This is a genomic window from Enterococcus sp. S86.2, from assembly GCF_059834485.2.
In genome coordinates, this window is the sequence record NZ_CM206813.1 from 1421811 (window position 1) to 1441820 (window position 20010).

General features: G+C 35.8%; 19 protein-coding genes. 5 read left to right on the plus strand and 14 right to left on the minus strand.

What is annotated here, in order from left to right; all coding sequences use genetic code 11:
• Positions 1 to 179 precede the first annotated feature (179 nt).
• The 3 genes from AC6R0T_RS06680 (at position 180) to AC6R0T_RS06690 (ending at position 2955) form a co-directional block, all read left to right on the plus strand.
• Positions 180 to 1298: an AI-2E family transporter gene (locus tag AC6R0T_RS06680; RefSeq protein ID WP_230710962.1), complete on the plus strand. Its 1119-nt coding sequence runs from the start codon at positions 180 to 182 to the stop codon at positions 1296 to 1298.
• 334 nt (positions 1299 to 1632) lie between these two features.
• The gene (locus AC6R0T_RS06685; protein WP_303754024.1) at positions 1633 to 2439 is read left to right on the plus strand and encodes a hydroxymethylpyrimidine/phosphomethylpyrimidine kinase; all 807 of its coding nucleotides are present in this window, start codon (positions 1633 to 1635) and stop codon (positions 2437 to 2439) included.
• A 21-nt stretch (positions 2440 to 2460) separates the two neighbouring features.
• Complete coding sequence (locus tag AC6R0T_RS06690) at positions 2461 to 2955, plus strand: ECF transporter S component (RefSeq protein WP_303754023.1); 495 nt, start codon at positions 2461 to 2463, stop codon at positions 2953 to 2955.
• Positions 2956 to 3459: 504 nt separating this feature from the next.
• Here AC6R0T_RS06690 and AC6R0T_RS06695 read toward each other — a convergent pair.
• A complete protein-coding gene (locus tag AC6R0T_RS06695) occupies positions 3460 to 3768 on the minus strand; it encodes a hypothetical protein (protein ID WP_526159161.1) in 309 nt (102 codons plus the stop codon).
• Positions 3769 to 3967: 199 nt separating this feature from the next.
• Between AC6R0T_RS06695 and AC6R0T_RS06700 the strand changes: the two genes are divergently transcribed.
• Positions 3968 to 4456: a prolyl-tRNA synthetase associated domain-containing protein gene (locus tag AC6R0T_RS06700; RefSeq protein WP_282461190.1), complete on the plus strand. Its 489-nt coding sequence runs from the start codon at positions 3968 to 3970 to the stop codon at positions 4454 to 4456.
• A 45-nt stretch (positions 4457 to 4501) separates the two neighbouring features.
• Here AC6R0T_RS06700 and AC6R0T_RS06705 read toward each other — a convergent pair whose 3' ends face one another.
• From AC6R0T_RS06705 to AC6R0T_RS06740, 8 genes are all read right to left on the minus strand, one after another.
• Positions 4502 to 5965, minus strand: coding sequence for an APC family permease (locus AC6R0T_RS06705; protein ID WP_303754022.1), 1464 nt, complete (start codon positions 5963 to 5965; stop codon positions 4502 to 4504).
• A gap of 220 nt (positions 5966 to 6185) precedes the next feature.
• Positions 6186 to 6911 carry a DUF3781 domain-containing protein gene (locus AC6R0T_RS06710; protein ID WP_230710940.1) on the minus strand — a complete coding sequence of 242 codons (726 nt, stop codon included), beginning with the start codon at positions 6909 to 6911 and terminating at the stop codon, positions 6186 to 6188.
• A 327-nt stretch (positions 6912 to 7238) separates the two neighbouring features.
• A complete protein-coding gene (locus tag AC6R0T_RS06715; RefSeq protein ID WP_206902838.1) occupies positions 7239 to 7406 on the minus strand; it encodes a hypothetical protein in 168 nt (55 codons plus the stop codon).
• On the minus strand, positions 7399 to 8073 hold the full coding sequence (locus AC6R0T_RS06720; protein ID WP_206902837.1) for a zeta toxin family protein: 675 nt from the start codon (positions 8071 to 8073) through the stop codon (positions 7399 to 7401). The genes AC6R0T_RS06715 and AC6R0T_RS06720 overlap by 8 nt, the downstream gene beginning before the upstream one ends.
• A gap of 319 nt (positions 8074 to 8392) precedes the next feature.
• Positions 8393 to 8773 carry a phosphotransferase-like protein gene (locus AC6R0T_RS06725; RefSeq protein WP_303754021.1) on the minus strand — a complete coding sequence of 127 codons (381 nt, stop codon included), beginning with the start codon at positions 8771 to 8773 and terminating at the stop codon, positions 8393 to 8395.
• A 76-nt stretch (positions 8774 to 8849) separates the two neighbouring features.
• On the minus strand, positions 8850 to 9341 hold the full coding sequence (locus tag AC6R0T_RS06730; RefSeq protein ID WP_303754020.1) for a GNAT family N-acetyltransferase: 492 nt from the start codon (positions 9339 to 9341) through the stop codon (positions 8850 to 8852).
• A gap of 228 nt (positions 9342 to 9569) precedes the next feature.
• Complete coding sequence (locus tag AC6R0T_RS06735; protein WP_230710932.1) at positions 9570 to 11093, minus strand: ABC-F family ATP-binding cassette domain-containing protein; 1524 nt, start codon at positions 11091 to 11093, stop codon at positions 9570 to 9572.
• Positions 11094 to 11221: 128 nt separating this feature from the next.
• A complete protein-coding gene (locus tag AC6R0T_RS06740) occupies positions 11222 to 11446 on the minus strand; it encodes a hypothetical protein (protein WP_303754019.1) in 225 nt (74 codons plus the stop codon).
• 113 nt (positions 11447 to 11559) lie between these two features.
• On the opposite strand from AC6R0T_RS06740, the gene AC6R0T_RS06745 reads away from it, so the two are divergent.
• Positions 11560 to 12111 (plus strand): TIGR01440 family protein, encoded by a 552-nt coding sequence (locus tag AC6R0T_RS06745; protein ID WP_303754018.1) that lies wholly within the window; start codon positions 11560 to 11562, stop codon positions 12109 to 12111.
• 112 nt (positions 12112 to 12223) lie between these two features.
• Here AC6R0T_RS06745 and AC6R0T_RS06750 read toward each other — a convergent pair whose 3' ends face one another.
• The 5 genes from AC6R0T_RS06750 to fakB all read right to left on the minus strand — a co-directional run bounded on the left by AC6R0T_RS06750 (position 12224) and on the right by fakB (position 19945).
• The gene (locus AC6R0T_RS06750; protein ID WP_303754017.1) at positions 12224 to 14098 is read right to left on the minus strand and encodes an ABC transporter ATP-binding protein; all 1875 of its coding nucleotides are present in this window, start codon (positions 14096 to 14098) and stop codon (positions 12224 to 12226) included.
• Entirely contained in the window at positions 14091 to 15833 is a 1743-nt protein-coding gene (locus AC6R0T_RS06755) for an ABC transporter ATP-binding protein (RefSeq protein ID WP_303754016.1), read from the minus strand. The genes AC6R0T_RS06750 and AC6R0T_RS06755 overlap by 8 nt, the downstream gene beginning before the upstream one ends.
• Positions 15834 to 16038: 205 nt before the next feature.
• Positions 16039 to 18291, minus strand: a complete 2253-nt coding sequence (locus AC6R0T_RS06760) for an AAA family ATPase (RefSeq protein ID WP_303754015.1) — start codon at positions 18289 to 18291, stop codon at positions 16039 to 16041.
• Positions 18292 to 18309: 18 nt separating this feature from the next.
• A complete protein-coding gene (locus AC6R0T_RS06765; RefSeq protein ID WP_206902830.1) occupies positions 18310 to 18789 on the minus strand; it encodes a DUF6530 family protein in 480 nt (159 codons plus the stop codon).
• Between the two features lie 307 nt (positions 18790 to 19096).
• On the minus strand, positions 19097 to 19945 hold the full coding sequence (gene fakB / locus AC6R0T_RS06770) for a fatty acid kinase binding subunit FakB (protein ID WP_206902829.1): 849 nt from the start codon (positions 19943 to 19945) through the stop codon (positions 19097 to 19099).
• Between the last annotated feature and the right edge of the window lie 65 nt (positions 19946 to 20010).

Consider the following 20010-nt stretch of genomic DNA (forward strand, 5'->3'; position numbering starts at 1 on the left):
GATGGAAAAAGGGGCGTTGAAAGATCTTAGAATCTAAAGTTCAAAAAAATTTCGATTTTTTGCAATCCGTAACTCTTTTTGCAAAAAATCGAAATTTTTAACATTATCTTCACTTGAAAAAACGATTTCAGAAATTGTTATGCTAAAATAGAGTTATTAAGTGGATTAGGAGTTTTGCTATGCAATCGTTTAAAAATTCGAAATTGTTTTATTGGACCGCAGAATTGGTCTTAGTTATTATAGGTGTTTATTTTTTATGGCAAATGCCAGAAGTTTTTAAACCTGTTTTTGAAATGGTAGGGGCCGTTTTATTACCCGTATTTATTGCAGGATTTTTATATTATATGTTTGACCCAATCGTCAACTTCTTACAAAAGCGTGGATTATCCCGAGTCTTAGGTTTTTTACTTTCATTTTTAGTCGTAGTCATCATTATTGTTTTAACAGCAATGAATGTCATTCCCCAGTTGATTGAGCAGACAGTCCAATTAACACAACAATTACCTACTTATGCTGATGAATTAGTTAAGTGGTTAGATGGTCTAGCTAAACAAGATGAATTCAAAAATTTTAATTTAGAACAACAGCTGGATTCGGCCAATATTACGATTAATCGCATTATTAATTTTATTATTGTGAATGTGACTTCCAGTTTATCTTCTATTTTTTCTATTTTAACGAAATTTTTTGTTCTCTTGTTTACGGTACCTTTTATTTTGCTGTTTATGTTTAAAGATGGTCATCGTTTCTTAGATGCGCTATCGAATTTTTTTCCGCGGACAATTCGCACTGAACTACGACAAACGGTTCGAGAGTTAAATGATACGTTGTCTGCTTATATTAGCAGTACAGTATTAGATGCATTTATTATTGGAATTATGAGTTTTATTGCCATGACAATTTTCGGGCAGCCCTATTCATTATTATTAGCCCTGATTTGCGGTATCACCAATATAATTCCTTATGTCGGTCCGTTTATCGGCGCTGTACCTGCTGTGATTGTGGGGCTGTTTATTTCACCGTGGCAAGCCTTGTACATGGCATTATCTATTCTAGTTATCCAGCAACTCGATGGGAATCTGATTAAACCGCTTTTATTTGGGAAATCATTAAATGTGCATCCTATTACTATTATCTTAGTTTTATTGGGTGCTGGTAGAGTTTCTGGTATCATGGGGATGTTGATTTGCATTCCTGTCTATGCGGTAATTAAGACATTGATTATTAATATTCGTAAAATTTATCTCTTGAAAAAAACAGAAGCATTAACGACTAATTTAGAAGAAACCGAAGAATAATACAAAAACCTCATTTTAGTGTTCTTAAAAGAACTAAGATGAGGTTTTTTTACGTGAATTACAAATGCAAAAGTACTTGTGATGCAACTATCAAAAAAAGGAAAACTTTTTTACTGCAGAAGTAATAACAAGCAAAAAATTTCTTCTTATAAAAGAAAAATTTTCTGCTAATAATTCTTCAGAAGGAGAAATTCAATAAGCAATGTAAATTATGCTACTCAATTTAATTGCTGTGGTATTTTTTTACAAATGGTTGGTTTGAAAACATGCCAATTGGTTGTGGGCAACCCACTGGAAGTTTGCTAGACTTTTAATCACAAAGGGGGATAAGAGGATGACAAAAATAGTATTAACGATTGGTGGGTCAGATCCTTTTGCCGGCGGTGGAATACAAACGGACTTAAAAACATTCGGTGATTATCACACTTTTGGTTTATCAGTTTTAACTTCTATTGTCACGCTTGTTGACAATAATTTAGCAATTCATCCCGTTACAAAAGAAGTATTCTTAGCCCAATTAAAAAGTATCGAGCAGGTAAATTTTAGTGGAATTAAAATTGGGTTAATTGCAAATCCCGAATTTATTCCTTTGATTAAGGAATTTTTGCAAAAGCATCCCAATATCCCCATTATCTTAGATCCTGTTTTAGTTTTTAAAGAGGGAAATTCAGCGATTGAAAAAGAGATTTTAGCAGGAATTCGTGGTGAATTGGCTCCTTTGGCCACTTTAATCACACCTAATTTAACTGAAGCCGAAACGTTGAGCAAAAGAAAAATTAACAGCTTGCAGGAAATGAAAGAGGTAGCTATCCTGCTACAAAAAGAGTATAAAACAGCTGTCTTAATAAAAGGTGGCGGGCGACTTGCAGGAGAGCGTGCTATTGATTTATTAGCACTACCAGAAACGAAAATAGTAGAATATCAGGCACAAAAAATTAAGGCCATTACAATTAATGGTGCCGGTTGTAGTCTATCTGCTGCAATTACAGCTGGTCTAACTAAAGATAAGCTAGAAAAGGCCGTAAGTGATGCAAAAGGTTATGTTTACAAAAGCATACAAGCCGGCGTGATGGTGACAGCAGAATTTGGCAGTGTTTATTTTGAAGAATCGATTATTAAATCAAATAATCTTACAGCTTAAAGTTAAAGGAGAGGGGAAACAATGCAAATAAAAAAAATAACACTATATGCTGTCTTAGCAGCTTTAACAAGTGCAGTTTCTTTACTTGTTATAATTCCAATTCCGGGTACAAATGGCATTATAACCCCGTGTGATGCCGGCATTGCGATTACAGGGTTATTATTAGGTCCAACAGCGGGACTTTTTGTCGGTGCTATCAGTGGTGGATTTATCGATTTATTAGCGGGCTATCCACAATGGATTTTGTTTTCACTACTTATTCATGGCATACAAGGATTTGTATTTGGTTATTTTTTCCAACAAAAGAAAATTTTAAAGTCATTAGGATTAGTTTTGGGCGTCATCATTATGGTTGTGGGTTACGCTTTAACTACAGGATTACTTTATGGACTTGGGGCTGCGATTGCCTCGATTCCAAGCAATCTATTCCAAAGCACATTTGGCGCATTAATCGCAATCCCAATAACGACCATGTTAAAAAAGGCAACATGGAAACGTTTGAAGTTTGATCATTAAATCAAAATGATTGTTCATATCAGGTAAATGGATCAAACGTAATCATTTTGAGTATTTCAGCTTATGATTTTATTTGAGATAAAAAATTCAGTTTGAAATTAACAGTGCACCTTAAAATTCGTGAGACAGTAATAGTAAGTTATTTCGCGCAGCTGCATTTAACAGTTTTTAAATGCAGCCTTAAAAATTAGGCAGGGAAGTGCAAAAGTAGTAATATAATCAGTAAATTAGATTAGTTTTATATTTTAGTTTACATAATATATATTATACGAAGTTAATATTCAAAAGTGCATGTTAGAATTAAGCGCAACATCTGCCTTAGCTATCATAATCAAATAATGATTACCCGTGATTAGGTCCATTAATCCATATTTATTTTTTATGATTGTATAATATTGTTCGCGGTAAAATTATTTTGATTGTTTCTAGAAAGCTTCCGAGTACTCGAAATTAAATTTGTACTGAGGAGATTTCTATTTAAAAATTTTTCGTGACTTTAAATTCTTATCCTTTGCATAGCTTGATCAATTTTATTTTGCGAAATATTTTTAAAATCAGACGGTTTTGGAAAACTTTTGCTAAGTAATCCGTTGTGATTTTCGTCAGGTCAGATCCGCGTTCCTGCAGCACACACGAATTAAAACATACATAATATATTTTACGATTGAATATTTCCGCAATAAGTCCAATTTCAAATTGATTTAAAAATTCGTTTTCATAGTCACATGTGATTGATTTCACACCAGACTGTGTCTGCTGCTTAGCTATTTTTATAAAGAAAACTTTGTTAGACGCTTCAAGATGAAATTTCATAATATAACGCAAATTATCATTATGCCCAAGCTGAAAATTCCAACGTATTAAAACCTAAATTTTAAGTGGTTTTGTTAATTCTTTTTTTAATTATAGCCCCCCTCTTACTTTTTATCTTCGCAATTGTCGCACCATTTAATTGATTATTTGTGCTAAAATCAAGTTTAATAGTACTGGTAAGGTGAAAGGATGGGATAAAATGAATTTGTCTTTGCAAGTTGAAGAAACGCTTAAAGCTTTGGCGATCCCTTTTGAAATAGTGGAACACCCTCCTGCTTTGACAACTGCGGAGGCCGACAGCTTTATTACTGGAATTGAAGGTGTCCGTACAAAATCAATGTTTCTAACGAATAAAAAGAAAACTGCCTATTATTTACTGATTATGGACGATGAAAAACGTTTAGATATGGATAAGTTTAAAGAGATTGTAGGCGCTAATCGGATCAAAATGGCCTCTACTGATAGCCTAATGGAGCAATTACAACTCCCTCCAGGTGTGGTTTCGGTGTTTGGTTTATTAAATAATACCAAAAAAAATGTTCAAGTATTTTTTGATGCAGAAATTTTGGACAAAAAGAAAATGAGTTTTCATCCAAACGTCAATACGAAGACAATTTTCCTATCAACTAAAGATGTCTTAAAGTTTGTCAACGCAATTGGCTTTGAATACACTATAATCGATTTGTAGACTAAAAACCCTGCTGACTATTTAAATAGTCAGCAGGGTTTGTTTTTAAACTTCTTTTAATTCAGGCAGTGCTGTTTTATTTTTATCTCTACGGGCAATTGCTGGTAAAATCATGCCCAATAAAATTAAAACGATCGGTGTTAAGACATTTGTCATTAACTGGAACCACCAAGCTTTTGGATTTGTTGCGTAATCCAATTTTGGAACCATTCCTAAGACACAAGCAAAAGCTGTGAAGGCAAAACACCAGGTACCCGCGATAAAGCCAAGTTTTGGATTTTTTAAGAATTTATATTCGGACTGATAGTTTTTCCAAGCTTTATTTAACATCATATAAGCAAAGAATACCCATAAATAACGCATTGGCATTACGACAGAGTTAAGGTTAGTCATCCATTTCACTAGCTCATCTGTATTACCAATTCCTAAAATTGGCAATAAGATAATGACGCTAACTAAAATACCAGTTAATAAGTAACCATTAACTAAAGTACCTTTGGCTGAACGTTTTCTTAACCAATTTGGCACAAACATTGGATCTGCGTCAGCCAATAAGATTTGTAATGGCGCATCAATTGAAAAAGCTAACGCTGAAATTTGGCCAATTGTATTGGTTAATGCATAAATGATCATTAATAAGTTTCCAACACCGTAATAGTTACCTAGTTGTTGGAATGCGCTGTAAGCCCCGTTACGCATTAAATCAGCTGGGATATTATTGCTAGCAAACAACATACCCATAGCCACAGAACCTAAAATTGCAGAAACCCCTACCATACCAGCTAATAAGAACATACCACGCGGGAATTCTTTGGCAGGATTTCTAGTTTGGTTAACATAAGGCGAGATTTTTTCAGCTCCCCCTACGGCAAAAACTAACATGGAGATGGTTGTAAAATAAGAGAAGTCAAATTTTGGAATGTATGTTTTAATATTTCCCATGTCAGGGGTCGCAAATTCCATACCTTTACTTACAGCCGGCGCACCTACTGCTAGCAAGATAAACAGAATTGACATCACAAACATCGCCGTACCAGCCAAACCGCCAATAACTTTTAATGTTGTTAATCCCTTTGTCGATAAATATAAAAACAGCAAGAAAATAACTAAACTTAAAAGTGCAATAGTTGTCATTGACATGCTTGATACCATATCTCCATTACCTTGGACAGCCCAACCTAACGCAATTAAGATTGCTTGCGGTTTTTGCGCAAGATACGGAATATGCACGACCCAATATGTCCAGGCCGCATAATAAGCTAAGCGTTTTGTTGAGGTATTTTCAACCCATGAGCTAACGCCGCCTTTGCTGTTTTTAAAAGTCGAGCCCAACTGACCGACAATTAAAGCATATGGAATAAAATAAAGTGCTAAGATAAGAATCCATGAAGTAACAACAGAGATTCCTTGTTGGGCATAGTTATTTACAACATTTCCTAAACCCCAAACCATATTAAAGGCAATTAAGCCAACGGTGAACCACCGCAGTTGTTTTTGATTTTGACTCATGAAAAAACTCCTTTAAATAATAAATTGCAACTTCTATATCATAGTTATTTTTAAAGGAATTCTCAACTACTAAAATAATGAATTTAGCACAGTTTCACCAACAATTAATACTACTTTCATTTAAAAGACAAAATTTTGCTAAAATCGTTTGCAAAAATAACAAAATAGCAAAACAACTTTTTGATCACTCAAAGAAAGTTATTTTGCTATTAGTAAATTTTCATTCTGAAATCGTAGCGATATCTTCCGTAATAATCCAGTCATCCATATTTTTTTTGCGTTTATAGTAAAAAGAATCGATTTTTTCTAAATTTGCAATTTCATAAACCGCTAGATATTTTTTCCCAGTCCAGCGTTGTTCTTGTTTTGTTGAGAGTTGAAGTTGATTGGCGTACTTTTCTACAAAAGAAGCGGATTCTTCTGGAGTCATCTGCTCAGACTCAATCACAGCTTTAATCACAGCACGATAATTTACCACTAGATTGCTGTTAGTTTCGACAAAATAAATATCCTCCCCCGCTCTTGCTCTACCCCCTAAAGGCGATTTTCTGCCAGCAGCACCACGGATAATCATCGTTTTTTCGCCAGATAAGAGTTTTGGTAGTTCCTTTGCCTCACGATTCAAATAGACGAGATGCACTGCTTTAGCGCCTCTTTGATACCATTGTGATTTTTCGGCTGCCTTTTTTTGTGCTGGAATTTTTTTAGCGGAATCGGCAGTAATTAAGCGATAATTGTTGGCATTAATCGTTAATTGAATTTTTCTTGCTGGTTGCCAGACATAGTAATTTTTCCCTAAATGGGTAATTTCGGTGTCTGCTGCTAGCAAAATAATTTGTACAAGTTCCTCAATTTGGCTCGAGGTATAATTTGTTTTTAGTTTTTTGTTGAAACGATCGTATACAAGTTGTGTGTATCCAATATTACTAGCAATTTTTTTTAGCATTGAAAGTCTCCTTTTAAATGATAAGGTTTTCTTTTAGAATACCATATTAGACTATAGATGCGTTTAATTGGTCATAGCCATGAATTAAAAAGATTGGTCTTTAATTTATAGTGTTTGTATTTTAAATCTTATCTTCTAAAGTCGGCATCTCCATTTTATTCTTTAAAGTTGTTTAGAGCATACTTTTAATTAAACAGCTATTGGAAATAAAGTAGCTTTTTATGCATAACATATCTATTGACAAAGCATGTATTGAATCAAGATCCTTGAGGTAAAAAAAAGCCAAGAACATTTTTTCTTGGCTTTTTAACTATCCTAATTAGGTATTCATTTTTCTTTGTCCAAGCCAATCAATTCACGCTGCTTACGGTTGGATTCATCTGCTACAAATTTAAAGACTGTTTTCAATTCTTTTGCAGAAGCATTCTTTTGTAATTTAGAAAAGTTACGATCGTACTTTGCCATAATTTTTTCAACTTTTTCTTTTTCAGTCATGTAACTCCTCCTCCAATCCGTGTTTTGTGTAATTAATCGGTAATGTCAACGTAATATTATCAATATCCATTAGAAAATCAGAAATCGTATTTTGAAAATCCTTCACCAAGACATTGATTGTAACTCGTTCTTGAAATTCTTCTTTCACGTGTATCAAGTTCTTCCGTGATTGGAAAAAAGCATTGATAAAACGTTCTTTCGGAACAAATCGGCCTTCAACCACTTCTCGTTTTTTGGTAAAATCCCAAGCGATAAACGGATCTTGATAAACATAATAGACAAGAACATTATAATTCTTTTTGAGCGCTCGTTCAATGTTTTGATTTACCTTAGCAGTCGCAAAAGTACCATCAAGAATAAAACTATACCCCTTTTTTAGAACTAGATCGAGAGCCGCATCTACCAAAAGAGCCGCGCCTCTTTGAAACTCATCAGAATTATTTCCAATATAACCAGGAAATAAAGCCCGAAACTTATCTGCATCAATTATACATAGATTATTATTTAACGCCATCAAAGTTTGTGCTACCTCAGTTTTTCCAGCTCCAGGACTTCCCGCCATAAAAATGGCAGTCTTTTCCTCCTCTATATCTTTCCCCTCAGTAATAGAAGAAATTAAGATTTTCTTATTCTTTTTGGCATAATGCAAAGAAAAATCTTCCGTCATTTTTATGGCACCTCCTATCGCCTTCAAAGCCAGTTTACCACACTTCCTAAAAGACAACCTCAAAGTATAGCACTCTGCTAAGTGCTAATTTTCAAACTATACTCTACACTTTACGATGAATTTTAACTGAGTAATTTAAATGACGGTGCTTACGAAATTATAAACCAGAGAAACTGACGGTTTTAAAGCTCCCTAAAAAAATTTTTATCAATTTTCCCAAACATCGGCGCATAATAGCTTAACAATTTCAATTTGCGACATTTCTGGACCAATCATTTTTTCATTTTCAAATTTCAAATAATCTTTGTCTAACCACCAGTTAGCCATGTTGATCTCGGAAAAAGAAAATCTTTGTATTCGTTGTTGGTGGCGTGAAACAGTTAAACGACAGGTCAAAATAATAACAATGTGTCTGATCAAAAAGTTCCTGCAGTTTATCAAGCATGTGACCATATTTCTTTCGACTTAAAATTCCTTCGATAATTACGATAGGATAATGTTGGCATCCAAAAATTGCGAGGGTTTCAATTGCTAAAACAGCCAAATTAGAAGTATCATCTTTGATGTTTAACATATCTCGCCTTACTTCATCTTGTCCAATATTCATGACAGTTCCTTGCGGAAAGCTGTGTTGTAATGCTTTGGCGACTGTAGTTTTGCCACTGCCAGAATTCCCCCGTAAAATAATTAGTTTACTCATAACCTTAAACCCTTTCCAATGACTGAAGTTCTGTTCTTAAAATTCCATATTTAATAGAATCCCAATATTGACCTTGTCAATAGCGCACTTTTCGAATTTGCGCTTCTTTTTTCAGCCCCAGCTTTTCACCTAATGCTATCATGGCACCATTTCCTGACCAGGTGGTATACCCTACCCGTTCAATTTTAGGATAAAGAGCAAATAAATAGTTAATCCATAAAGTGACAGCTACCTGTCCAACGCCTTTATTCCAGTTTTTAGGTTGATAAATCGCAATCCCAAATTCCAGCCATCTTTTTAAAGAGCCGTCTTCAAAATAGGCCGTTACCACACCCAGCATTTCAGCTCCATAAAAAATGACGCCGGCATTTTCATCTGTTATAAGCCGTTTGCCAAATCCCTTTTGATATTCTTCCCAGGTAAGAATGGGGTCTTTAAAATAAGGACCATCAAAATTTTTCCAGGTTAAATCTGCTTTAGGCCCGTAGCTTAACTCCCATAGCTCCTTTAACTCTGTTTTTGTTATGTTCTTAATTGTAATGGGTGATGTTTCTGATTTTAGCTGCAAAATTTTTCTCCTTTTTCGCCTAAATTCTTCCCTTTTATTTAACTGTATCACAATCGCGATAGGCAGTGAAGAAAATCACGATGCTAGCGCAAAGTTTTAAAATCGCGCGAAAAATGAAATGGCAACAAGGTGTTTACACTACTAAAAAATTTGTGGTTTTTCTAAAAGACCACTTTTTTGAAAGTTAAAAGCCTAAACAGCGGAACTAACCCTGTTTAGGCTTTTAATTTAACCTTCTAATTCGATTATGCGATCGACAAAATCTTCATAAAACTCTGCTTCATGGGAAACGACGACAATCGTACCAGGAAAAGCAATTAAAGCTTCTTGGAGATTTTCTTTTGAAGCCTGATCAATGTGATTGGTGGGTTCATCAAGAAATAAGAAGTTACTTTTTGGCAGCATCATTTCGGATAGTTTAACTTTTGTTTGTTCGCCACCGCTTAAGTATTTTAATGATTCTTGGACATGTTGGCTGGTTAAGCCTGCACGAGATAAGTAACGTCGCAATTCTTTGTTGTTAATTGTTGGATATTTGTCACTTAAATACTGTAAAGGTGTTGCTAGTGGATTTTCCCAAGCTAATTCTTGCTCAAAATAATTAATCTTTGTATGCTGCGGAAAGTGAAATTCGCCACTGAGGGCTGGAATAAGCCCTAACAGTGTTTTAATTAGGGTTGATTTACCGATCCCGTTGAACCCGCGCAAAGCGATCTTCTCCCCGGCTCGAATCGTCAAATCAATTGGTGCTAACAATGGTTTTTCATAGCCGATAACAAGTTCCGTTGTCTCTAGTGCCAAAGTTGTTACAATTGGGGCATAGGTAAAGGTTACATGAGGTTTTGGTGCATCTGTTGGCGGCGTGAGACGATCAATTTTTGCTAACTGTTTTTCCCGGCTTTTGGCCATTGTAGAACGAGAACCGGCTTTGTATTTGCGAATATAGGCTTCTGTTTTTTTGATGTGATCTTGTTGGGCTTCATATTGGCGCATATAGGTTTCTTGTTGGAGTTCCTTTAGCTTCAATGATCGATTAAGATTTCCAGTGTATTTGGTTAATTTGCCAAATTCAATATCAATAATATGAGTGGTAATCGCATCTAAAAAGACTTGGTCATGGGATACTACGACAAAAGTGCCATCAAAGTCTTGTAAAAATTGTGTCAACCATTGAATATGATTATCATCTAAATGGTTTGTCGGTTCATCCAAAATTAACAAGTCTGGCTTTTCTAACAGCATTTTGGCCAAAATAATTTTTGAACGTTGTCCACCACTCAAATTTTTTAAAAGACTATCCATTCCCAATACATTAATTCCCAGTCCCGTAGCTAAATCATCAATTAAGGTATCCATTTGATAAAAAGAACCTTGATCCAACTCGTTTTGCAAGCGACCAGCCTGCTCTAATAAGCGGTCATCAAAACTTTCGCTATAGTCTTCATAAAGTTTTGCTATTTTCGCTTCTTTTTCAAATTCTTCCTTAAAAGCGGTCTGCATAAATTTTCGAATACTTAAGTGTTCATCTACACCAACATATTGATCTAAATAACCTAAACGTAAATTTTTAGGAAAGTTAACGTGCCCGTCATCAGGCAAAATCTCACCGGTGATAATTTTGATTAAGGTGCTTTTTCCTGCTCCGTTGCGGCCGATTAATCCGACGTGTTCGCCGCGATTAACTTGGACAGATACGTCTTCATATAAAACTTTATCGCCAAATTGTTGGGTAATATTTTCTAAGCGTAACATGGTTGAATCCTCATTTCTCATAATAAAAAGCGCCAGATAAAATTCATCCGCCGCTTTTGTTTATATCCAGATGGTATTACGTAAAGCCTAACATGAAGCTAGAAGCTTGTCAAAGACTGAGATAAAAACTACAGTTTATCGTGAAGTTTAAATTCTTTTGTAGTAGGATCTGCCTTTTTTACATCATCGGCATAAAAAAGAAAATGTTCGCCGGAATCAAGATCTGTAGCAATAACGAGTCCCCGCCGTTTCAAATCTTTTGATTGCTCAATTTGGGCGGTACGGGCTAGTTCTTTGGTATCAAAGTTGGATGCAATGGCATTCCCAAGATTGAAAAAAACCGTTTCTTCCATCGTAATCCCCTCCTTACTCTTTATTTTACCATGTTGTTTGATTTTTCTGATACTAATAAGAGTTACTTGCAATATTTTTATTTTTGGTGATAATAAAAACAGAGGTGAAAAAAATGAGCCAAATTACTGAAAATGAGTTAAAAAAACAATTAACTGCGATGGTTGAAAGTGTCTTAGCCACTGCTAATTTACAAGCGGATGATATTTTTGTCTTAGGCTGTTCTACTAGCGAAATTATTGGTGGTGTAATTGGTAAAAATTCTAGTGCTGAAGTTGGCCAATGGGTTATTCGTACACTAAAAGAAATATTAGATCCTTTAAATATCCATTTGGCAGTCCAAGGCTGTGAACATTTAAATCGGGCACTTGTGGTTGAACGCAAGGTAGCAAAAGCGAATCATTTTGAAATTGTTTCGGTTAAGCCGTCATTACATGCCGGGGGTGCATGTTCAGTAGCAGCTTTTGATCAATTTACTGATCCAGTTGAAGTAGAACATATCGTGGCGCAAGCAGGCATTGATATTGGGGACACATCTATTGGGATGCATGTCAAACATGTTCAAGTTCCCGTACGTCCTAGCTCTAATACACTTGGAGCAGCACACGTCACTGCGCTAAGAACCCGACCAAAATATATTGGTGGTCCTCGGGCTATCTACGAATAAAAACGTTAATTTTTAATTTTGCTAATTTTCATAAAAAAACAGGACAGCCAGCTAATAATGGTCTGTCCCGTTTTTTTGTTCTTATAGCTGAAGGGTTGAAGAACCTTTCAGCTTAATCCAATTCGACTTTTCCGGTATAAAGTTGGTAATACATGCCTTTTTGTGCTAATAAATCTTCGTGACTCCCACGTTCAATAATACGTCCGTGGTCTAACACCATGATTACATCAGCATTTTGAATGGTAGAAAGACGGTGTGCAATAACAAAGACCGTTCTTCCATGCATCAATTTATCCATCCCTGACTGCACAATACTCTCTGTTCTCGTATCAATACTAGAAGTTGCTTCATCTAAAATCATGACGGGTGGATCAGCAATTGCAGCTCGAGCAATCGCAAGTAATTGACGCTGTCCTTGCGATAATCCTTCGCCATCACCAGTAATTACAGTATCATATTTGTCAGGTAAATGATTAATGAAACTATCCGCATTGGCTAATTTGGCCGCAGCTAAGACATCTGCATCACTGGCATCTAGTTTACCGAAACGAATATTTTCACGAATTGTGCCGGTGAATAAATGAGTATCCTGCAATACAATCCCTAATGAACGACGTAAAGAATCTTTTTTAATTTTTTTAATGTTAATTCCGTCGTAACGAATTTTACCATCTTGAATATCATAAAAACGATTGATTAGATTCGTAATCGTGGTTTTACCAGCACCGGTAGCACCCACAAAGGCTACCTTTTCCCCTGGTTTAGCATATAGGTTGATATCATGGAGAACGATATTATTATCTACGTAGCCAAAATCAACGTCTTCAAAAACAACGTCCCCTGTTAATTGCGTGTAGGTGATACTTCCATCGCTGTGGGGGTGTTTCCACGCCCATAGACCCGTTCTTTCTTCAGTTTCTACTAATTGACCATCAATTTTCTTGGCATTTACTAGCGTAACGTAACCGTCGTCTTGTTCAGATTTTTCATCTAATAAATTAAAAATTCGACCAGCACCAGCTAAGGCCATAATTACAAAATTGATTTGTTGTGAGATTTGGCTAATCGGACCATTTAAAGAACGACTCAATTGTAAGAAAGAGGCAATCATGCCGACAGTTAATCCTGAAATCCCATTAATAGCAAATAAGCCGCCAATAATCGCAACTAAAACGTATTGTACATTTAACAAATTCATCATAATTGGCATTAATGTGTTAGCATTAATATTCGCCTTAGTTGCACTTTCTTGAAGTTGATCATTTAACGTGTCAAATTCTTCCATTACTTTCTTTTCGTGATTGAAAATTTTAACAACTTTTTGACCATGCATCATTTCTTCAATATAACCATTAACTTGGCCCAAGTCTTTTTGTTGTGCGCCAAAAAAGCGACCGCTTTTTTTCGAGATAAAGCGAATGACATTTAACATCAAAAAGACAGAAATTAAAACAAACCCCGTTAATGGCAAACTTATTGTAAACATCGCGATAAAGACTGAAACAAAAGTAACAAAGGCCATCATTAAGTTTGGGATACTTTGAGAGATCATTTGGCGCAAGGTATCTGTATCATTTGTAAAATGACTCATAATGTCGCCGTCAGAATTTGCATCAAAATAACGAATAGGCAAACTTTCCAAATGGGTAAACATTTGATCGCGGATTTTCTTTTGCGTTCCTTCACTGATTTTGACCATCATAAAGTTATACGTTAAAGAAGCGACTACCCCGATCAGGTAAATGAGTGCCATTTGCATGATGGCTTGAAGCAGTCCAGAAAAATTAGGATCAGACTGCCCAATCAGTGGCGTAATATATTGGTCAATAACCACTTGTAAGAACAAAGAGCCCTTAACGTTTGCATAAGCACTAAGTAAAATCATAATCAAAACGAAAACCAGTTGAATTTTATACTGGCTAAACATTAAAGTTAACAACCGTTTCAGATTAGATCCGGTTGACCGTTTCACGGTTGGTTTACTCATTTCCACTTTCACCAAATCCTTTCTGTTGGGATTGATAAACTTCTTGATAAATTTGATTATTTGCTAGTAGCTGTTCATGGGTACCAACCCCGTTGACTTTTCCATCATCTAAAACCACAATGCGGTCAGCATCTTGGATGGAGCTGATTCGTTGGGAAATGATAATGGTTGTCATGCCAGGGATGGCACTTGCTAGACCTTCTCTGATTGCACGATCGGTCTTCGTATCTACAGCACTTGTGGAATCATCTAAAATGAGAATTTTAGGTTTTTTAAGTAGGGCCCGGGCAATGGTTAAGCGTTGCTTTTGACCACCAGAAACGTTATTGCCCCCTTGGGAGATCATCGTGTCATATTTATCGGGAAATTCGTTAATGAAACTATCTGCTTGAGCGATTTTACAAGCTGCAACTAACTCTTCATCTGTAGCCGTTTCGTTGCCCCAGCGCAAATTATCTTTAATGGTACCTGTAAATAACACATTGTTTTGTAAAACCATACTTACTTGATCCCGTAAAGTGGCTAGATCATATTTTCTTACATCGACACCAGCAACTTTAACTGCCCCATAAGTAACGTCATAAAGGCGGGGGATTAATTGAACTAATGTAGATTTAGAACTACCTGTCCCACCAATAAGCCCAATTACTTCCCCTGTTTTTATGGAAAGGTTGATATGTTCTAAAGCTAATTTATCCATATCATCAGCATAACTAAAGCAGACATCTTCAAATGTAATTGAGCCATCAGCTACTGTAAACAAGGGTGTTGTTTCGTTTTTTAAATCACTTTCTTCTGATAAGACTTCAGTAATACGTTCAGCAGAAGACCGCGCAATTAAAATTTGGACAAAAGCCATCGACATCATCATCAAGCTCATTAAAATCTGCATGGTGTAGTTAAACATACTAACGAGCTCACCGGTCGTTAAACTTCCCTTATCAACGATTAATTCTGCGCCAAACCAAGAAAGTAAAAGCATACACGTATATACTGAAATTTGTAATAGCGGATTGTTAAAAGCTACGATTCGTTGTGCTCTGGTAAAGTTTTTATAGACGTCAGTAGAAACTTCATCGAAGACTTTTTCTTGTTGTTCTTCTCGCACATAAGATTTTACCACGCGAATGCCTTGCAAATTTTCTTGCACAACATTATTCAATTTGTCATAAATGCGAAAAACCTTCATAAACAAAGGATGAGCAAAATGAATCACAATTGCCAAACCGATTGCTAGAAACGGTAAGACTACCAAATAAATAAGCATCAATTGTGGGTTAATGAGGCTGACCATAATTAGTGAAAAAATCAAAATTAAAGGACTACGCACTAGGATGCGAATAATCATTTGATACTCATTTTGCACATTCGTGACATCCGTTGTTAGACGCGTAATCAAACTTGAGGTGGAAAAGCGATCAATATTTGAGAATGAAAAATCTTGAATCCGGCTAAACAAATTATGCCGTAAATTACGGGCGAAGCCAGCAGAAGCAATCGCAGCTGTTCGACCACCCAAAGCGCCGAAAATTAACGCAATTAAAGCGCATAAAAACAAAACAGCACCTAATTTAAAAATAACACTACTATTACTCTTTTCTACCCCTTGGTCAATCATCATCGCCATAATTAACGGCATGATGACATCAAGCGCGACTTCGCCGGCAACAAACAACGGTGTTAACAGACTATCTTTTTTATACTGACCAACATTGGCCAATAATTTTTTTATCATATCCTCCGTCCTTTCTTGTAAATCAAATTATATAATGGCAAAAAATAGACACCGATCGCAGAGGCGACCAGTGAGTCTATTATTAACTTTAACGGATAAAAGTAGCTCTTTCAAACAAAAACTTTCTCATTTTTCTCATAAAAGTGAGACTTAAAAGTTTTTATTTTGACTAAGAGGAAAAATGGTTAACATAATAATTTTATGGTTATAAGTAACGTGAAATCAATTGAATTAAATCTTCTGGAAAAGTTTCTAGGTCACTAATATCTAAGAAGCACTCACTACCGTAAATTGTTTTTATCGCTTCTTTATCATCTCCGATGGCTGCAGCCAAATAAATAATCCCTTGGCGTTCAAATTCAGTCATCACTGCTTGTATATCTTCTTTGGCTTTTGTTCCTGTATAATCAGGCAAAGCTTTTGGTTGACCGTCAGAAATATTGATTAATAACTTCGTAGTTGCATTTTCTTCTGCGAGTTTTTGACTTAATAGTCGCAAAGAAACACCATCACGATTGTTTTGCCGGGGCTTCATCGTCACAAGTTTTGCGCCAAGATACAAATAGTCATCAGAAAACTCCTTATAAGAATAAATAGAAGTTTTTTCACGGGAGGATAAATCTGCTGTATCCCCATAAATCATTAATGGGATATTCACTTTTTCAGCAAAACTAGCTACAGCTAAAGCTGCCAAGCGGGCGTTTTTGATCCGTTCATCTTTTAACATTGAACCTGATTCATCAATACGTAGTGCCAATGCTAATGATGGTTCTTCATGGGGCGGATTTTTTTTATCAAAAGTACGATAATCACCATAAGCCACCCGACTCGCATCAAAACGCGTGCCACTATATTTCCCTTTTCCGTAAACTTCACTTTGGTCGTTTTCTAAAATATCAGTTATCTTCTTGGTTAAACGGGTAACGACAGGCAGCACTTCTTGCGTTAAATCTTGAGCTTTAGCGACATCTTCTTTGGTAAATTTGGGACGTTGGATAATTAGTCCCTCTTTTTCGTGGATTGTCCCTTTCATAGCAGAACGCGCTTTTTTGTTTAACTCTTTACGTAACTCTTTTTCAGCCTTCTCGTAAGTTTCAATATCAACATTTTGCTCTTTTGAGATTCCTTCGGTATTTTCTTTACCTGTTTCACTTGCACCATCATGGGCTTCTCGCTCGCCTTTTGTTTGCGGCTGTTCTGGTGAAGGTTTTTCTGTTGTCTTGTTTGAAGATTCTTCTAATTCTGCTTCATTATTTTTAGCATCCGTTGCATCTTTTACTTCATAGCTTTGTAAAACGGCTTCACTAGGGGCTTCTTCGGTGATGTTGCGCATATCAGCTTCTTGTGCAGAAATTTTACGACCTCTTATCTCTTTTAGGGCATCACTGGCATCTGGTACAAGTACTTGGCGCAGTGATACTAGAAGTCTACTGTCGTCTAACGCTTGTTCCAATAATGTAATTTCATTTGGTTCAGTTGTTAGTTTGTAGATAACTTTAGGATAAAGACTTTTAAAAACGTCTTGTCCTTGTTTAAAAGTATTCACCCAATAAAAATATGAGCGCATCCCTGCTACACCTTTAATCGCATTGGTTTTCGCCGTTTCATCTAATAAGCGAATAATTTCAGCCATTTTTGTTAGTAGGGGTAAATTAGTGACTCCAGTTTTTGCTACAGCCCGCTCTACCATAACTGCAAGTTCAGGTAAATCCATGCGTTCTGCATGTTGCATCCGATCCCGCAAGGATTCATTTAAGGGCCGATTGCCTTGATAATTGCGATTGGTTGTAATGACAATAACACAATCCAAATGGCGTTTTATAATCCCTGTAGGTAAATTTAGCATACCATTTGGCTCTAAAGCTGAATTTAAGGCCACTAAAACAGAAGCATCCCGGATCACTGTGGGTTCTTGTATTTCCAATAGGTAGCCCTTTTCCACAGCCCGAACAATTTCAGACGGATAAAATTTGTAATGGACAACTTCTTCTTGTTCATTTGCATCCACACGACTAACAAGCGCAGCCAGACGCATTTTTGCAGCAGCTAAATCAATACTATAATGCTGCGCAATTAATTTTAGAACGGCATCTAGACTATCTGTTTGATAAATCGCTTCAAGCAATTCTCCATCTGTTTTGTCATCTGTTGCTACGACAGGAAGTAAGGCCCCAAAAACGTCTGATTTATCCATATCCGCAAAACAAGTTACTTTGGTATAAGGGAGTTGTAAATCATAGGATAAAGCCTTGGCAAGTTGAGTTTTTCCTGAACCCGCATCTCCTTCTAACAAGACATTCATAATCTTCATTTCAGTATCGTCCCAGTTATTTTTGATCTCGCTGGCAATGCGTAATTCAATTTCACTGGTTTGATGACTTGTTGGTTTTTGCCAAATCATTTGTTTTTCTAAACGACTAAAAACGCGCTTATTGGTAACTGCATAAGGCATTGTCATAGTTTCACCTGCTTTATTTTAATATCCGGCTTCTTCTAATAAGCGTTTTAAAATCCGGAAACGCTCGCCTAAAATTTCCCCATCTTTTTGCCATGTATCATGAAACAATTTAATATCCTCGTCAATCATGGGGTTATTGGTATCCACTTCAACGGTCATACGATTTCCTTGTACACCGACAATGTCGACAACCGGATTTTCTGGATCGTAAAATTTCGGGTAGCGATAAGCATCTTGAAAATAGATACTAGCTTGTGCGACTAAAATTGCTAAATCCAAAATACGATTAATGGGTAACTCTTCAGATTGACGAGACCATTTTTCGCCTGTATGGCGCCAAACTTTACCGGAAATATCTACTTTCCCCCGATCATTCCATTGGGCTAAGCCCAAAGAAAGCCCTTTTGCGTCCGATTCAAACGCTTGCTTACCATCGGCATTATCATAATTTTCTACCACTAAAACAGGTTTATGCTTCAAATTTGTTGGAATTTCCATTGTAACCACTCCTCGTTATTGTGTGCAAAAAAATTGCAAGTTTTCATTTAGTAATTTACTAACATACTACTCTACTAAATTATAAAAAAGGATGGATAAATTGCCAATTATTTTGACTTATTATAATAATTCTCCCTACTTCTAACAAAACCAAAGCAATTGCATTGCGTTCAATTTAAAATTTATAATGACTGACAGCTGATGAAAATAGTAACTGAACTTTAACGTGTTTTGCTCTTATAAAAAAAGAAGTTAAAACAAAAGTCATTTCTCCTTTTGTTCTAACTTCTTTATCTTGTAAATTTTTTTATAAAGCTGAAATTGCAATTCCAATCGCTTTTTCACCTAAATGTGTTCCAATAACCGGACCAAAATATCCGATTTCAATATCTGCATTGGGATATTTTTCAGCTAATTTTTGTTTCTCTTCTTGAGCAACAGTCAAATTATTCGCGTGAATGACATATAACTTAACAGGACGATTAATCTCTTGATCTCGCTGACCAATCACTTCTTCTGCCCGATTAAAGGCTTTTTTACTAGAACGAATTTTTTCGAACAACTCAATCTTCCCGTCATTAAACGTTAAAATTGGTTTTATTTTTAGTAAACCGCCAATTAAAGCAGCACCATTGGTTAAACGCCCGCCACGAACGAGATTATTTAAATCATCAACGATTAAATAAGCATAGGTATTGTCACGAATGATATCCAAGTGGCTGATAATTTCAGTCAAAGAATTACCAGCATCTTTTAATTGTAAAGCACTTTCAACCATATGCCCCATAGGCATACTCGTAATCTTAGAATCATAAGGAATAACTTTGGCACCTTTAATTTCATCTTTAATTGTATTTAGAGTTGCTACAAATCCAGAAATACCACCAGATAAATGAATACTTAAAATCGTATCATAACCTTTTGTTACTAAATTTTCATAAAGCTCGATTACTTCCCCTAACGCAGGTTGTGACGTTGTGGGAAATTCTTTACTGCTATTTAACATGTCATAATACTCGTCAGCATGAATATCAATGCCTTCGTTGTAAATTTGGCCGTCAATAATAACAGGTACCGGAATAATATATAAATCTGGATGATTTTTGATGGTTTCAGGTAGAAATGCAGAACTATCTGTTACTACTGCTAATTTCATTTATAATCCTCGTTTCAAGAAAATTTCACTACTTCTACAAATATAGCATAAACTACGATTTAGGA

What these genes read in the sequence shown, in the direction of transcription:
- AC6R0T_RS06695 (WP_526159161.1), bottom strand. Translation starts at nt 3,768, where the DNA reads ATGAAATTTCATCTTGAAGCGTCTAACAAAGTTTTCTTTATAAAAATA.
- AC6R0T_RS06735 (WP_230710932.1), bottom strand. Translation starts at nt 11,093, where the DNA reads ATGTTACGCTTAGAAAATATTACCCAACAATTTGGCGATAAAGTTTTA.
- AC6R0T_RS06690 (WP_303754023.1), top strand. Translation starts at nt 2,461, where the DNA reads ATGCAAATAAAAAAAATAACACTATATGCTGTCTTAGCAGCTTTAACA.
- AC6R0T_RS06720 (WP_206902837.1), bottom strand. Translation starts at nt 8,073, where the DNA reads ATGACGGAAGATTTTTCTTTGCATTATGCCAAAAAGAATAAGAAAATC.
- AC6R0T_RS06710 (WP_230710940.1), bottom strand. Translation starts at nt 6,911, where the DNA reads ATGCTAAAAAAAATTGCTAGTAATATTGGATACACACAACTTGTATAC.
- AC6R0T_RS06740 (WP_303754019.1), bottom strand. Translation starts at nt 11,446, where the DNA reads ATGGAAGAAACGGTTTTTTTCAATCTTGGGAATGCCATTGCATCCAAC.
- AC6R0T_RS06685 (WP_303754024.1), top strand. Translation starts at nt 1,633, where the DNA reads ATGACAAAAATAGTATTAACGATTGGTGGGTCAGATCCTTTTGCCGGC.
- AC6R0T_RS06765 (WP_206902830.1), bottom strand. Translation starts at nt 18,789, where the DNA reads ATGGAAATTCCAACAAATTTGAAGCATAAACCTGTTTTAGTGGTAGAA.
- AC6R0T_RS06755 (WP_303754016.1), bottom strand. Translation starts at nt 15,833, where the DNA reads ATGATAAAAAAATTATTGGCCAATGTTGGTCAGTATAAAAAAGATAGT.
- AC6R0T_RS06705 (WP_303754022.1), bottom strand. Translation starts at nt 5,965, where the DNA reads ATGAGTCAAAATCAAAAACAACTGCGGTGGTTCACCGTTGGCTTAATT.
- AC6R0T_RS06750 (WP_303754017.1), bottom strand. Translation starts at nt 14,098, where the DNA reads ATGAGTAAACCAACCGTGAAACGGTCAACCGGATCTAATCTGAAACGG.
- AC6R0T_RS06745 (WP_303754018.1), top strand. Translation starts at nt 11,560, where the DNA reads ATGAGCCAAATTACTGAAAATGAGTTAAAAAAACAATTAACTGCGATG.
- AC6R0T_RS06715 (WP_206902838.1), bottom strand. Translation starts at nt 7,406, where the DNA reads ATGACTGAAAAAGAAAAAGTTGAAAAAATTATGGCAAAGTACGATCGT.
- AC6R0T_RS06700 (WP_282461190.1), top strand. Translation starts at nt 3,968, where the DNA reads ATGAATTTGTCTTTGCAAGTTGAAGAAACGCTTAAAGCTTTGGCGATC.
- AC6R0T_RS06725 (WP_303754021.1), bottom strand. Translation starts at nt 8,773, where the DNA reads ATGAGTAAACTAATTATTTTACGGGGGAATTCTGGCAGTGGCAAAACT.
- AC6R0T_RS06680 (WP_230710962.1), top strand. Translation starts at nt 180, where the DNA reads ATGCAATCGTTTAAAAATTCGAAATTGTTTTATTGGACCGCAGAATTG.
- AC6R0T_RS06760 (WP_303754015.1), bottom strand. Translation starts at nt 18,291, where the DNA reads ATGACAATGCCTTATGCAGTTACCAATAAGCGCGTTTTTAGTCGTTTA.
- fakB (WP_206902829.1), bottom strand. Translation starts at nt 19,945, where the DNA reads ATGAAATTAGCAGTAGTAACAGATAGTTCTGCATTTCTACCTGAAACC.